Here is a 13784-nt window from a genome sequence, read left to right as displayed (position 1 = left end):
ATGCTGGCGCGTCTGTCGATCCGTGACATCGTCCTGATCGAACGGCTCGATATCGAATTCGCCACCGGCCTTGCGGTTTTGACCGGCGAGACCGGTGCGGGCAAATCCATCCTGCTCGATGCCTTTGCACTGGCGCTCGGCGGCCGCGGCGACGCCGGCCTCGTGCGCCATGGCGCGGAGCAGGGGCAGGTTACCGCCGTCTTCGATATCCCCAAGAATCACCCTGCGGCGAAAATCCTCGCCGAGAACGGGCTGGACGATACCGGCGAGATGATTCTCCGCCGGGTGCAGCTCGCCGACGGCCGCACCCGCGCCTTCATCAACGACCAGTCGATCAGCGTGCAGACGCTGAAGGCGGTCGGCGCAGCCCTGGTCGAGATCCACGGCCAGCATGACGAGCGCGCGCTGGTCGATGCCGCCACCCACCGCCGCCTGCTCGACGCCTTTGCCGGGCTCGAAAAGGACGTCGCGGCCGTTGAGTCGCTCTGGGACGCCCGTCGTACCGCCAACACGGCGCTGGAGGAGCATCGCGCCGGCATGGAGCGCGCCGCGCGCGAGGCCGACTATCTGCGCCACGCCTCGGACGAGCTGAAGCAGCTGGCGCCCAAGGATGGCGAGGAGACCTCGCTGGCCCATCGCCGCACCACCATGATGCAGGGCGAGAAGATCGCCTCCGATCTGCGCGAGGCGCAGGAAGCGGTCGGCGGCCATCATTCGCCGGTCGCAACGCTCTCGGCTGCCGTGCGCCGGCTGGAGCGCCGCGCCGTCAATTCGCCGGCGTTGGTCGAGCCTGCCGTGAAGGCGATCGACATCGCGATCAACGCGCTGGAGGAAGCCGACCAGCATCTGCTGGCCGCGCTTGCCGCGACCGATTTCGACCCGGCCGAGCTCGAACGCATTGAGGAACGGTTGTTCGCCCTGCGTGCAGCCTCGCGCAAATATTCGACCCCGGTGGACCTGCTCGCGGCGCTCGCTGCCCAGTACGCGGCCGACGTCGTGCTGATCGACGCCGGCGCCTCGCAGTTGAAGAAGCTGGAGCAGGCTGCGATCGAGGCCGATGGCCGCTACGCCGCTGCCGCCAAGAAGTTGTCACTTGCGCGGCAGAAATCGGCGGAAAAGCTCAACAAGTCTGTCAATGCCGAGCTCGCACCGCTCAAGCTCGAACGCGCGAAATTCATCACCCAGGTGACGACCGACGAGGCGGCCCCAGGCCCGCAGGGGTTCGACCGCGTCGAGTTCTGGGTGCAGACCAATCCGGGCACCAAGCCGGGGCCGATGATGAAGGTCGCCTCCGGCGGCGAGCTCTCGCGCTTCCTGCTGGCGCTCAAGGTCGTGCTGTCCGACCGCGGCTCGGCGCCGACGCTGGTGTTCGACGAGATCGACACCGGCGTCGGCGGTGCGGTCGCGGACGCCATCGGCGGGCGGCTGGCGCGGCTTGCCGGCAAGGTGCAGGTGATGGCCGTGACCCACGCCCCGCAGGTCGCCGCCCGCGCCGACCAGCATCTGCTGATCTCCAAGGATGCGCTGGACAAGGGCAAGCGCGTCGCCACCCGCGTCAATGCGCTCGCCGCCGACCACCGCCGCGAAGAAATCGCCCGCATGCTCGCCGGCGCCGAGATCACGGCCGAGGCGCGCGCGGCCGCGGAGCGGCTGCTCAAGGCGGCGACGGCTTGATCGCATGTCCCGGACGCGCGCAGCGCGAGCCGGGACCAAGACTGCCGCCACCAGGCCCCGGATCAGCAGTGCACCGCGTCGCGCTGCACAGCATCCGGGGAACAAAGAACCCGACCCGCCTTTACCCTCCCGCCCGCTCCGTCGTATCCAAGCACCATGGCAAGAGCAGCAAAATCAAAACCGCTTCGTGACGTCGCCGACCTCACCAAGGCGCAGGCCAAGGTCGAGCACATGCGGCTGTCGCTCGAGATCGAGGGGCACAACGAGCGCTACTATCAGGATGACGCGCCCACCGTCACCGACGCCGAATATGACGCGCTGCGCCAGCGCTTCAACGCCATCGAAAAGCGCTTTCCGGAATTCGTCAGTGCGGACTCGCCCTCGCAAAAGGTCGGCGCAGCGCCGTCGGGCCGCTTCAAGAAGGTGCCGCACTCGCTGCCGATGCTGTCGCTCGACAACGCGTTTGCGGAGGAGGACGTCCGCGACTTCGTTGGCCGCATCGTGCGCTTCCTGAAGCTCGATGACGACCAGATCAACTTCTCCGCCGAGCCAAAGATCGACGGCCTCTCGATGTCGTTGCGTTATGAGGGCGGCGAGCTCGTCACCGCGGCGACGCGCGGGGACGGTGCGGTCGGCGAGGATGTCACCGCCAACATCCGCACGCTCGAAGACGTGCCGCAGAAGTTGAAGGGACGCAACATCCCCGACATCTGCGAGGTGCGGGGCGAGGTCTACATGACCAAGAAGGCGTTCCTCGCGCTCAACGAGCGGCAGAAGGCTGCCGGCGACACCATCTTCGCCAACCCGCGCAATTCTGCCGCAGGATCGCTGCGGCAGAAGGACCCGACCATCACTGCCTCGCGGCCTCTCGGCTTCTTCGCCTATGCCTGGGGCGAGATGAGCGCGATGCCCGAGGGCACGCAGAGCGGCATGATCGGCTGGTTCGAGCGCTGCGGTTTCAAGACCAATCCGCTGACCAGGCTGTGTCACTCCGTCGAGGAGCTTCTCGCTTTTCATCAATCGATCGAGGAGCAGCGCGCACGGCTCGACTATGACATCGACGGCGTCGTCTACAAGGTCGACCGTATCGACTGGCAGGAGCGGCTCGGCTTCGTCTCGCGCACGCCGCGCTGGGGCATCGCGCACAAGTTCCCGGCGGAGCGCGCTATGACGGTGCTGCGCGACATCGAGATCCAGGTCGGCCGCACCGGCTCGTTCACGCCGGTCGGCAAGCTCGAGCCGGTCGGCGTCGGCGGCGTGATCGTGCAGAACGTCACGCTGCACAACGAGGACTACATCAAGGGCATCGGCAACAAGGGCGAGGTGCTGCGCGAGGGCCGCGATATCAGGATCGGCGACACCGTCGTGATCCAGCGCGCCGGCGACGTCATTCCACAGATTGTCGATGTCGTCCTCGACAAGCGGCCGAAGACGGCGAAGGAATTTCCCTTTCCGAAGAAGTGCCCGTGCCCGCTGCACACCGACGTCACGCGCGGGGAGACGGCCGCCGGTGAGGAAGAATCACGCGCACGCTGCACCGGCGAGTTCGCCTGCCCCTATCAGAAGATCGAGCACCTCAAGCTGTTCGTGTCGCGACGCGCCTTCGACATCGACGGCTTGGGAGAGAAGCAGCTCCAATACTTCTTCGACGAGGATTGGGTGCGGGAGCCCGCCGACATCTTCACGCTGGAGAAGCGCAATGCGAAGCTGAAGCTCGAAGAGATCGAGGGCTACGGCGCCACTTCGGTGCGCAATCTGTTCGGTGCCATCGAGAGCCGGCGCAAAATCGCGCTGGAGCGTTTCGTCTACGCGCTCGGCATGCGCCATGTCGGCGAGACCACGGCGCTGGCGCTGGCGCGCGGCTACGGCTCCTGGGATGCCTTCCACGATGCCTGCCTCAAGGTCGCCAAGGGCGACGAGGAAGCGATGGCGGAGATGGACGCGCTCGACCAGATCGGCGACACCGTGATCAAGAGCATCGCCGACTATTTCGGCGAAAGCCACAATCGCGGCATCGTCGAGCGGCTCGTCAAAGAGCTCGATCAGATCGTCGACGCCGAGAAGCCGAAGAGCAACTCCGCCGTCGCCGGCAAGACGGTGGTGTTCACGGGTTCGCTGGAGAAGATGACGCGCGACGAGGCCAAGGCCACCGCAGAGCGTCTGGGGGCGAAGGTGTCGGGCTCGGTGTCGAAGAAGACCGACCTCGTCGTCGCCGGCCCCGGCGCGGGTTCAAAGCTCGCGGAAGCCAACAAGCACGGCGTCAAGGTGCTGACCGAGGATGAGTGGCTGACGCTGATCGGGGAGTGATCTCTTCTTCCCTTCTCCCCTTGTGGGAGAAGGTGGCGCGAAGCGCCGGATGAGGGGTTCTATCCCCGAGTCGAATTTTGACAGGGAGCGTGCGGAGACAGACCCCTCATCCGGCGCGCTATGCGCGCCACCTTCTCCCACAAGGGGAGAAGGAAGAAAGTCTCACATCATCCCGCTCTCTTCCTCTTCCGCCTGCTCGATCAGCGTCTCGCTCACCATGACCTCGCGGCGGGGGACGACGAAGATCATCATACAGGCGCAGAGCAGCGAGATCGCGAGCACTGCGGACGTGAGCGGCAGCGTCGTGGCGGAGTGGCCGCCGAGATAGGCGCCGAATTGCGACATCAGCGCGCCGATGCCCTGCTGCAGGAAGCCCATCGCACCCGACGCGGTGCCTGCGGCCTCGGGACGGATGCTGATCGCGCCGGCCGCGGAGTTCGCCATCACGAAGGCATTGCCGGCCATCACGATCATCTGCGTGCCGAACAGCCAGGCGGGCGCTTCGTTCCAGCCGATGAAGCTCCACGTCAGGTTCAAGAGGCTGCCGCAGAGCTGCAAACCGAGCCCGAACCAGATCAGCTTCTCCAGCGAGTGCCTGGGCGCAAAGCGCACGCAGAGCAGGTTGCCGACGAGATACGCAAAACCGGTCGTCGCAAACCAGGCGCCGTATTCGGCGCTGGTGCGGCCCATCTGCGTCACCACGAAGTAGGGGCCGCCGCCGGCGAAGGTGAAGATGATCTGCGAAGCCAGCACCTGGCACATCACGTAACCGACGAAGGCGCGGTTGCGAATGAGAACGCCGACGTCGCCGCGAAAGCCGCTGCCAGCGGCACGGGTGCGGCGCGTCTCCGGCAGGGCAACCGCGATGCCGGCGGCGACGAGGATCGCGCCGATGGTGATGGCGTAGAAGATCGCGCGCCAGCCGAACGCGGTCTCGATCAGGCCGCCGGTGAGCGGCGAGACCATCTGCCCGATCATCAGCGCCGCGACCACGAGGCTGATCATCGAGGCGACGCGATCGCGCTCGTAGATGTCGCGGATGATGGCGCGGCTGACCACCATGCCGGCGGCGCCGCCCAGCGCCTGGAAGAAACGCGCCGCGATCAGTTGCGGCAAGGTTTGCGCGAAGATGCAAGCGATGCTGGCCGCGACCATCAGCGTCAGCCCGCCGAGCAGCACCGGGCGCCGCCCGAACCTGTCCGACAGCGGCCCCATGATCAGCTGCGACAGCGCGATGCCGACCATGTAGAGCGACACCGTCATCTGCGCGATCGAGATGTCGCTGCCGAAATTCGTCGCCAGCACCGGTAGCGCCGGCACCAGCATGTATAGCGAGATCGGCGCGATCCCGGTCATGACGACCAGCAATAGCAGCACCACGCGCGAGGTCGCGATGTTGGCCGCCGCTCCTGGCGGCTTGCTGATCATGCCGTGCATTACGTGTCCGTCTCTGAAATTCGAATCGGACTGTAGCGTGCTCGCACAAGACGGATATCGGCGTTTCGGAATGCGGCTATACGGATTCCGGGATGGTTATGATGAGGGCGTGCGGAGGGGCGGATATTTACGGGGCGCACGTGCCGACATGTTGTGCGGCGTGCCTCAAACTCAGCTGTCATCGCCCGCGAAAGCGGGCGATCCAGTATTCCAGAGGCCGTATTGATTGAATCGAGAGGCTGCGGCGTACTGGATTCCCCGCTTTCGCGGGGAATGACATCCGTCGTGAGGAAAGAGCCTTGCGCAAATCGCGTAGTGCTATGCGCTTCGGCCTTACGCCTTCAGCTCCGCCGTCGCCTGATCGAGCCACGCCTTCGTCGCCTCGTCGAGCGCCGGCCGCACCTCGGCCCGCACGCGCGCGTGGTAGGCATTGAGCCAGTCGAGCTCGTCCTTACCCAGCATCGCGACATCGATCAGCCGGCGGTCGATCGGCGCGAGCGTCAGCGTCTCGAACGCGTTCATCGGTTTCTCCGCGCCCTTGATGTCGGCGGCGACCACCAGCTCGAGGTTCTCGATGCGGATGCCGAAACCGTCGGTCTTGTAGTAGCCCGGCTCGTTGGAGAGGATCATGCCGCGCTTCAGCGGCGTGGTGCCGAGCTTCGAGATCCGCGCCGGTCCTTCGTGCACACTGAGATAGCTGCCGACGCCGTGGCCGGTGCCGTGCTCGAAATCGACGCCGGCGGCCCAGAGATATTGCCGTGCCAGCGTGTCGAGCTGCGCGCCGGTGGTGCCGTCGGGAAACACCGCACGCGCAATCGCGATATGGCCGCGCAAGACGCGGGTGAAGCGGTCGCGCATCTCGGCCGTCGGCTCGCCCACGGCCATGGTGCGGGTGACGTCGGTGGTGCCGTCTTCGTATTGCGCACCGGAATCGATCAGCAAGAGATCGCCGGGCGCGATGCGCCGGTTGCTCTTGCGGGTGACGCGATAGTGCACGATGGCGCCGTTCGGGCCGGTGCCTGATATGGTCGGGAACGACACGTCCTTCAGCGCGCCGGTGTCGCGGCGGAAGGTCTCGAGCGCCTCGACCGCGTCGATCTCGGTGAGCTTGCCGCTGGGTGCCTCGCGGTCGATGAAGGCGAGGAAGCGCGCCAGCGCCACGGCATCGCGCACATGGGCTGTCTTCGTGCCCTTGATCTCGGTCGCATTCTTGACCGCCTTCAGCAGCGCGATCGGATCGCTGCCGCGCACCGGCTTGCCACCGGCGCTTACGATCAGCCGGCTGAGTGCGTCGGCCGCGGTGGCATTGTCGAGTGCGATCGCCGCGCCGCTCTTGGCGAGCGCCATCAGCGTCGGCGCCATCGCATCGGGCTCGCGCACGTCGGCGGACTGCTCGAGATGGTCGCGCGAGAGGTTGGAGAGCTTGCGGTGGTCGATGAACACGGTCGGCCGGCCGTCTTTCGGCACCAGCGCGTAGGACAACGGCAGTGGCGTATGGGCGACGTCGGCGCCGCGGATGTTGAAGGTCCACGCCACAGCATGGCTGTCGGACAAGACCAGCGCGTCGACGCCGAGCTTGTCGATCTCGCTTTTGATTTGCGTGATCTTCTCGGCCTCGGCGACCCCGGCATTTTGCAGGCTATGCACCGCCACGGCTGCCAGCGGCGGCTGCGGCCGGTCCTGCCAGATCGCGTCGACCGGATTGGAGTCGACTGCGACCAGCTCGGCGCCGGCCTTGGCGCAGGCGGCGGCGAGGCGTTCGGCTGCCGAAGAAGTGTGCAGCCACGGATCAAATCCGAGGCGGTCGCCGGCCTTCAGGTGCGCCGACACCCAGCTTTCCGGGGGCGGATCGATCAGCGATTCCACGGCCCAGGCCTTTGCGTCGACCTGCTTGGCCGCCTGGATCGTGTAGCGGCCATCGACGAACACCGCGGCTGCATGGGTCAGCACCACAGCCAATCCCGCCGAACCGGTGAAGCCGGTCAGCCAGGCCAGCCGCTCTTCCGACGGGGGGACATATTCGTTCTGTTGCTGGTCGGCGCGCGGAATGACGAAGCCGGTCAGCTTGCGGCGGGCGAGTTCTTCACGGAGCGTGGCAAGGCGCGCCGTCAATGCGACGCCGGCCTCGGGCTCCTCGAATGTCTGGAAATGCGCTTCGAACATGATGGGCTCAGTCTAGGATCATGGGGGGCGGTCCGCAATGTAGACGCATTTGCATCGCATCTGGCATGGAGTGTGCTTGAAAATGTTCCATTCGAATTGAGTGGAGTACAGGATGCAGCAGTTGCGCTTCGTCCGGATAACAGGGAAATTCGAGCAGGTGGTTCATCTCAACGGCGAGGGGACACACGATGCCAGCGTTCACGTTTGAGAAGATTTCGCCGCCGGCCGCCCGCGCCCCGGCCGCAACGCCCCCGAAGAAGCCGCGCGGCCTCATCACCCAGATGATCGATCGTTTCGCCGAACGCCGCGCCAAGCGCGCCTTGCGGGGCGAGCGCGCGCTGCGCCGGGACAAGAAGCCGGCGGAGTAAGAGCGGCGACGATAATGCCGTAGGGTGGGCAAAGGCGCGAAGCGTCGTGCCCACCATCTCTCTCGGTCGCAAAAAGTGCGTGGGCACGCTCCGCTTTGCCCACCCTACGGCACCCTCGCTCACCCCATCTTCCGCAGCAACAAGCTGCTCCACCCTTCGATCCGCAGGTGCCGCAGCGGCACGAGGCCGCGTGCGCGGTAGGCGGCGATCACGGCGGGGGCCTGGTGGGTCAAGAGGCCGGAGAGGATGACGCGGGCGCCGGGCGCGAGGTGCCGCACCATCGGGCCGGCCAATTGCCTTAACGGGTTGGCAAGGATGTTGGCCAGGACCAGGTCGAACGGGCCGCATTTGGCAAAATCCGGTGCGGCGAAGCCGGTGGCGCGGATCACCCGCACCTGGTTGCCGACTTCGTTCAGCGTCGCGTTCTCGGCCGCCACCCGCACCGATGGCGGGTCGATGTCGGAGGCGAGCACCGCGCGATGCAGCGCTTTCGCCGCCGCGATCCCCAGCACGCCGGTGCCGGTGCCGAGGTCGAGCAGGCTCCTCGGCAGGGAACTCTTCAGGACGTGGTCAAGCAACAGTAAACAGCCGCGGGTGGTGCCGTGGTGGCCGGTGCCGAAGGCGAGCGCCGCCTCGATCTCGATCGCAAGCTTGTTCGGCGCGACCCGGTCGCGGTCGTGACTGCCGTGCACGACGAAGCGCCCGGCCGGTACCGGGACGAGATCTTCCAGGCTCGCCTTGACCCAGTCCTTGGCCTCGATGGTGTCGAAGGTCAGGGTCCCGGCGATGTCGTTTCCTGCTGACGTCGCAACGACTTCGCGCAGCAATGCCTGGTCAGGCGCCTCGGCAAAATGGAGGGTAACGTCCCATTGTCCGTCCGGCCGCTCGAAGGCGGCGACTGCCGCATCGCCCTCCAAAAAGACCTCTGTGAGCACATCGACGACCCGCTTGGCCGCGGCCTCGGTGCCGATCGAAAAGCAGGCGCGATGGGTGGGGGAAAGCTGCATCCTAGGGTTCCGCTGAGTCCAATTTTTGGAACTTTTGTTCCCAATTTTCCGTATAACTTGCGGTTCCCAGATTAACCCGACCGAAGGTTGAGCCCCGTAGATTTTCGGATGTTGGAACCAGTCCACTCATTCTGTAATTGAAACGGAGGCAAGTCTTGAAGCGCATGATTCAGAAGTTCTGGTCGGACGAGTCCGGTGCAACCGCGATCGAGTACGGCCTGATCGCAGCGGGTATCGCACTGGCGATCATCACGGTGGTGAACAGCCTGGGCACCAGCCTGAACGACAAGTTCGGTTCGATTAGCACCTCCTTGAAGTAATTTCCGCTTCCCATTTCCCGGCGGGGGCTGATTTTTCTTTAGAGGCTGTTTCCTGACGATCGCCCGCACGGGGAATTGCCCCCCGGCGGGCGAGGTCGTTTTGGGGATCCACAGGTCGTCCGCTGGTTTCCCGCTCGTTGTCCACGGCTTTATCCCGCCACTCATCCCCAGCTTTTCCACCCCCTCGCACGCGGCTCCGCGGGCCGCCGCGCACCGGCTACCCACCGCTTTCGCACAGCCCTGCCAACAGACCTGTCCACAGCTCTTCCACAGACCTATCCACGGCTTCCGAACAGCGAGCGGTGGTCCCTCAGGATCGCCTGCGCCGCGTTGTGGCCGGGGGCGCCGGTGACGCCGCCGCCGGGATGGGCGCCGGAGCCGCAGTGATAGAGGCCCTTCAGGGGCCCGCGATAATCGGCATGACCCAGCATCGGCCGCGCCGAGAACAGCTGGTTCAGCGTCAGCGCGCCGTGGAAGATGTCGCCGCCGAGGAGGCCGAATTGCCGCTCGAGATCGAGCGGGGACAGGACTTGCCGGCCGAGCACGCTTGCGGCAAAGCCCGGCGCATATGTGTCCACCGTCGCGATCATGAGATCGGCGACCTCTTCGCGATGGTCGTCCCAGGATTTTCCGCCGGGCAGTTCGGGCGCGACGTGCTGGCAGAACAGGCTCGCGACGTGTTTGCCCTCCGGTGCAAGCGTGTCGTCGAGCGTGGACGGGATCAGCATCTCGACGACGGGTGAGCTGCTCCAGCCCTGCGCGCGCGCGTCGAGATACGCGCGATCCATGTAATCGAGGCTCGGTGCCAGGATGATGCCGGAGGAGAGGTGATCGCCATCGCCCGGGAGCGCGGTGAAGGAGGGCAAGCGGTCCAGCGCCACGTTCATGCGAAAGGTGCCGGAGCCGTTCTTCCAGTGCCGGATGCGGTTGAGGAAGTCCTTCGGCAGCGCGTCGGCCGCGATCAGCCGCGTATAGAGCAGCTTTGGATTGACGTTGGCCGCGACATATTTCGCGCGGATCGTCTCGCCGTTGTCCAGCACCACGCCGACCGCGCGGTCACGCTCGACGATCACCTCGCGCACGCCCGCATCGGTGTCGATCGCGACGCCGCGGCCCTGTGCGGTGCGCGCCATCGCCTGCGTGATCGCGCCCATGCCGCCGATGGCGTGGCCCCAAACGCCCTTCTTGCCGTTCACCTCGCCGAAGGCGTGATGCAGCATCACGTAGGCCGAGCCGGCGGCGTACGGACTGGCATAGTTGCCGACGATGGCATCGAAGCCGAACAGTGCTTTGACCAGATCATGCTCGAAGCGCTCGTCCAGCATCTCGCCGGCCGAGCGGGTGAAGAGATCGAGCAGGCTGCGGCTTTGCTCAAGCGTCAGGGTGCGCAGGATGTTGGCGCTCTGGAACGCATTCACGGCTTCGCGGATCGCGCTCGTGCCAAAGCCGTCGAGCAGGTTCGGTGGCGCGCGCAGCACGAACTGCCTGAGCACGTCGGCGATATCTTCCAGCTCGCGCGAGAACCCGTCGAGCGCCTCCGCATCATGCGCGCTGAGCCGCGCGACCGACGCCTTCGTCCGCCCCTCGCCGGTGAGGAGATAGCTGCCGTCGGGCGCAGGCAGGAAATTCTGCGCGCGCCGCTCGACGACCCGCAGGCCCTGCTCGGCAAGGGCGAGGTCGCGGATCACCTGCGGATTGAGCAGGCTCACGGTGTAGGCCGCGACCGAATTGCGGAAGCCCGGATGAAACTCCTCCGTGACCGCGGCCCCGCCGACCACCTTGCGGCGCTCGACCACGCGCACGCGCAGGCCCGCCATCGCGAGATAGGCCGCGCAGGTGAGGCCGTTATGGCCAGCGCCGATGATGACGACGTCGGTTTCGCTCATGATGTCCCTGGCGTCATTCCGGGGCGATGCGCAGCATCGAACCCGGAATCTCGAGGTTCCGGGTTCGCCTCTTCGAGGCGCCCCGGAATGACATCTCTATATCAAGCAATCGTCGCTGCAACATCACGTGTCCCTTTATTGCCCGTTCAGGCGCCTTGTGCTCCATTGCGCGCGTCCGGCGCCCGCCGGAGGACTTATCCGACGCGTTTTCTCGCGCGACCGGTGCCCACCTCGCCGGAAAACGCTTTTGCTGGAGCTTCCATGGATTCGATCGTGCAACCCGCCGCCACGGAGCAGCCGTCCTCGTCGCGCAACCGGTTGCTGCTGACGGTCTACACCGCCGCGATCTTCGTCAGCGCGCTGCTGTTGTTCTCGGTGCAGCCGCTGTTCACGAAGATGGTGCTGCCGCGGCTCGGCGGCTCGCCGGCGGTGTGGTCGGTGGCGATGGTGTTCTTTCAGTCGCTGCTGCTGGCGGGCTATGCCTATGCACACCTCTTGATGCAGGTCAGGAACCGGATCGTCCCGGTCGCGGTGCATCTGGTTTTGCTGATCGCAGCCTTCGCCACGCTGCCGCTCGGCATCGCCACCGCCTATGGTGAGCCGCCGGCCTCCGGCTATGCCTTCTGGCTGCTCGGCCTGTTCGTGGTCTCGATCGGCTTGCCGTTCTTCGCACTCGCCGCCAACAATCCGCTGCTGCAGGCCTGGTTCGTCCGCACCGGCCATCCCGCCGGGCACGATCCCTATTTCCTCTATGCCTCCTCCAACATCGGCAGCTTTCTCGCGCTGTTGTCCTATCCGTTCCTGCTGGAGCCGATGTTCACTTTGCACACGCAGAACCGGCTCTGGACCGGCGGCTATGGCCTCCTGATTCTCCTCATTGCAGCCTGCGGCGTGCTGCTGCTGCGCTCGCCGAAGCTTGCCGTGGTGGACGTGCAGACCGAGGACGTCAATGCGCCCGCGCCTGACATGGTGACGCGGCTGCGCTGGATCTTCCTCGCCGCGGTGCCGTCAGGCCTGCTCATCGCCGTCACCGCGCACATCTCGACCGACGTCGCGGCGGCGCCGTTGCTCTGGGTGCTGCCGCTGTCGCTGTATCTGCTCACCTGGGTGGTGGTGTTCCAGTCGCGGCCGCTGCTGCCGCACAAATGGATGCTGATGCTCCAGCCGGTCGCGATCGCGGGCGTCATCTTCCTGCTGGCCTTCGGCGGCGAACAGAATCTGCTGCTGACCCTCGGCGGCCACCAATTGTGCTTCTTCGTCATCGCCATGGCCTGCCACGGCGAACTGGCGCGGACACGGCCGGCCGCCAGATATCTCACCGGCTTCTATGTCGCGCTGTCGTTCGGCGGCATGGTCGGCGGGCTGTTCGCCGGCCTCGTCGCCCCATTCACCTTCTCATGGATCGCCGAATATCCGATCCTGATCGCGCTCGCCGCGCTGTGCCGGCCGCCCGCGAACGAGCGGCTGGTGGGCATCGTGAAATGGTACTGGCTGGCGCTCGCCGCGCTCGCGGTGGCGCTCGTCGTGCCCTCGTTCATGACGGGCGGCATCTCGACCTGGTTCGAGGATCACCGGGTCTGGGTCGCAGGCGCTGTCGGCGTGCTCGCCGCGCTGCTGGCGCTGGCGCTCAACGCCGGCCGCTGGAAGATCTTTGCGACCGTCGCGCTCGCGCTGGCGTTGATCCGCGTTTATCCCGCGGACGAGGGCCGCGTCACGACGGTGCGCAGCTTCTTCGGCGTGCACAAGATCGTGGTGACGCCCGGCGGCTATTTCCACGTGCTGATGCACGGCACCACCATCCACGGCGCCGAGCGCTTCCGCAACAATGACGGCACGCCTGTCGCCGGCCGGCCCGAGCCGATCACCTACTACCACAAGGATGGCGGCATCGGTCAGGCCGTCACCGCGATCCGCGAGCGCAAGGGCGCGCCGCTGAAGGTCGCCGCGATCGGCGTCGGCTCGGGTACGCTCGCCTGCGCCGCCGAGCCGGGCGAGAACTGGACCTTCTTCGAGATCGACCAGTCCATGGTCGACGCCGCAAGCGATCCGAAGAACTTTCGCTACATTTCGAGTTGCATGCCCGACATGAAGCCGGTGATCGGCGATGCCCGCCTCACCTTCGCGAAGGAGCCCGACGGCGCTTATGACCTGATCATCGTCGACGCCTATTCGTCGGATGCGATTCCGATCCATCTCGCCACCGAAGAGGCGATGAAGATCTACAAGGACAAGCTGGCTCCGCACGGCGCCGTGGTGATGCACGTCTCCAACCGGCACCTCGATCTCGAGACCGTCGTGGTCGGCATCGCCGACGCCAATGATTTGAAGAGCTGGGTCTTCAACGAGGATTCCGGGCGCGACAGCGACTACATCTTCTCGACCGACGTCGTCATCTCCGCGCGCGAAGACGCCGACATCGGCCGGCTCGCCGCCTCCAAGTCATGGGAGCAGACCGAAGCCGACGACCGGGTGCGGGTCTGGACCGACGACTACTCCAACATTCTGGGCGCGCTGTACCGGCGTCTGCGCGACGGGGAGTAGGAACGATTCTTCGTAGCCCGGATGGAGCGCAGCGCAATCCGGGGTGCCTTCGCGCGGCGGACACTGCTCCCGGATTTCGCT

Annotated in this window: 9 protein-coding genes; 5 read left to right on the top strand and 4 right to left on the bottom strand. The window is 66.0% G+C overall.

Annotated features, from left to right (window positions below; genetic code table 11):
• Both recN and ligA read left to right on the top strand, forming a co-directional pair.
• A complete protein-coding gene (recN, locus tag NLM25_RS35370; protein ID WP_254139959.1) occupies positions 1-1674 on the top strand; it encodes a DNA repair protein RecN in 1674 nt (557 codons plus the stop codon).
• A 156-nt stretch (positions 1675-1830) separates the two neighbouring features.
• Complete coding sequence (ligA, locus tag NLM25_RS35365) at positions 1831-3981, top strand: NAD-dependent DNA ligase LigA (RefSeq protein ID WP_254139958.1); 2151 nt, start codon at positions 1831-1833, stop codon at positions 3979-3981.
• A 162-nt stretch (positions 3982-4143) separates the two neighbouring features.
• Here ligA and NLM25_RS35360 read toward each other — a convergent pair whose 3' ends face one another.
• Both NLM25_RS35360 and NLM25_RS35355 read right to left on the bottom strand, forming a co-directional pair.
• On the bottom strand, positions 4144-5418 hold the full coding sequence (locus tag NLM25_RS35360; RefSeq protein WP_254139957.1) for a multidrug effflux MFS transporter: 1275 nt from the start codon (positions 5416-5418) through the stop codon (positions 4144-4146).
• A 333-nt stretch (positions 5419-5751) separates the two neighbouring features.
• Entirely contained in the window at positions 5752-7581 is a 1830-nt protein-coding gene (locus NLM25_RS35355) for an aminopeptidase P family protein (protein WP_254139956.1), read from the bottom strand.
• Positions 7582-7769: 188 nt separating this feature from the next.
• On the opposite strand from NLM25_RS35355, the gene NLM25_RS35350 reads away from it, so the two are divergent.
• Positions 7770-7949, top strand: coding sequence for a hypothetical protein (locus tag NLM25_RS35350; protein WP_254139955.1), 180 nt, complete (start codon positions 7770-7772; stop codon positions 7947-7949).
• A gap of 119 nt (positions 7950-8068) precedes the next feature.
• On the opposite strand, the gene NLM25_RS35345 is transcribed toward NLM25_RS35350, so the two are convergent.
• Complete coding sequence (locus NLM25_RS35345; RefSeq protein WP_254139954.1) at positions 8069-8956, bottom strand: 50S ribosomal protein L11 methyltransferase; 888 nt, start codon at positions 8954-8956, stop codon at positions 8069-8071.
• 164 nt (positions 8957-9120) lie between these two features.
• Here NLM25_RS35345 and NLM25_RS35340 point away from each other — a divergent pair, with 164 nt between their 5' ends.
• Positions 9121-9276 (top strand): Flp family type IVb pilin, encoded by a 156-nt coding sequence (locus NLM25_RS35340; RefSeq protein ID WP_375166950.1) that lies wholly within the window; start codon positions 9121-9123, stop codon positions 9274-9276.
• Between the two features lie 275 nt (positions 9277-9551).
• On the opposite strand, the gene NLM25_RS35335 is transcribed toward NLM25_RS35340, so the two are convergent.
• Positions 9552-11162 (bottom strand): NAD(P)/FAD-dependent oxidoreductase, encoded by a 1611-nt coding sequence (locus NLM25_RS35335; protein ID WP_254139953.1) that lies wholly within the window; start codon positions 11160-11162, stop codon positions 9552-9554.
• Between the two features lie 261 nt (positions 11163-11423).
• Between NLM25_RS35335 and NLM25_RS35330 the strand changes: the two genes are divergently transcribed.
• Complete coding sequence (locus NLM25_RS35330; RefSeq protein WP_254139952.1) at positions 11424-13703, top strand: fused MFS/spermidine synthase; 2280 nt, start codon at positions 11424-11426, stop codon at positions 13701-13703.
• Positions 13704-13784 lie beyond the last annotated feature (81 nt).

The sequence above is a fragment of the Bradyrhizobium sp. CCGB01 genome (assembly GCF_024199795.1).
GTDB lineage: Bacteria > Pseudomonadota > Alphaproteobacteria > Rhizobiales > Xanthobacteraceae > Bradyrhizobium.
Note: the sequence above shows the minus strand (reverse complement) of the source record. Positions and strands in the feature narration are given on the sequence as shown.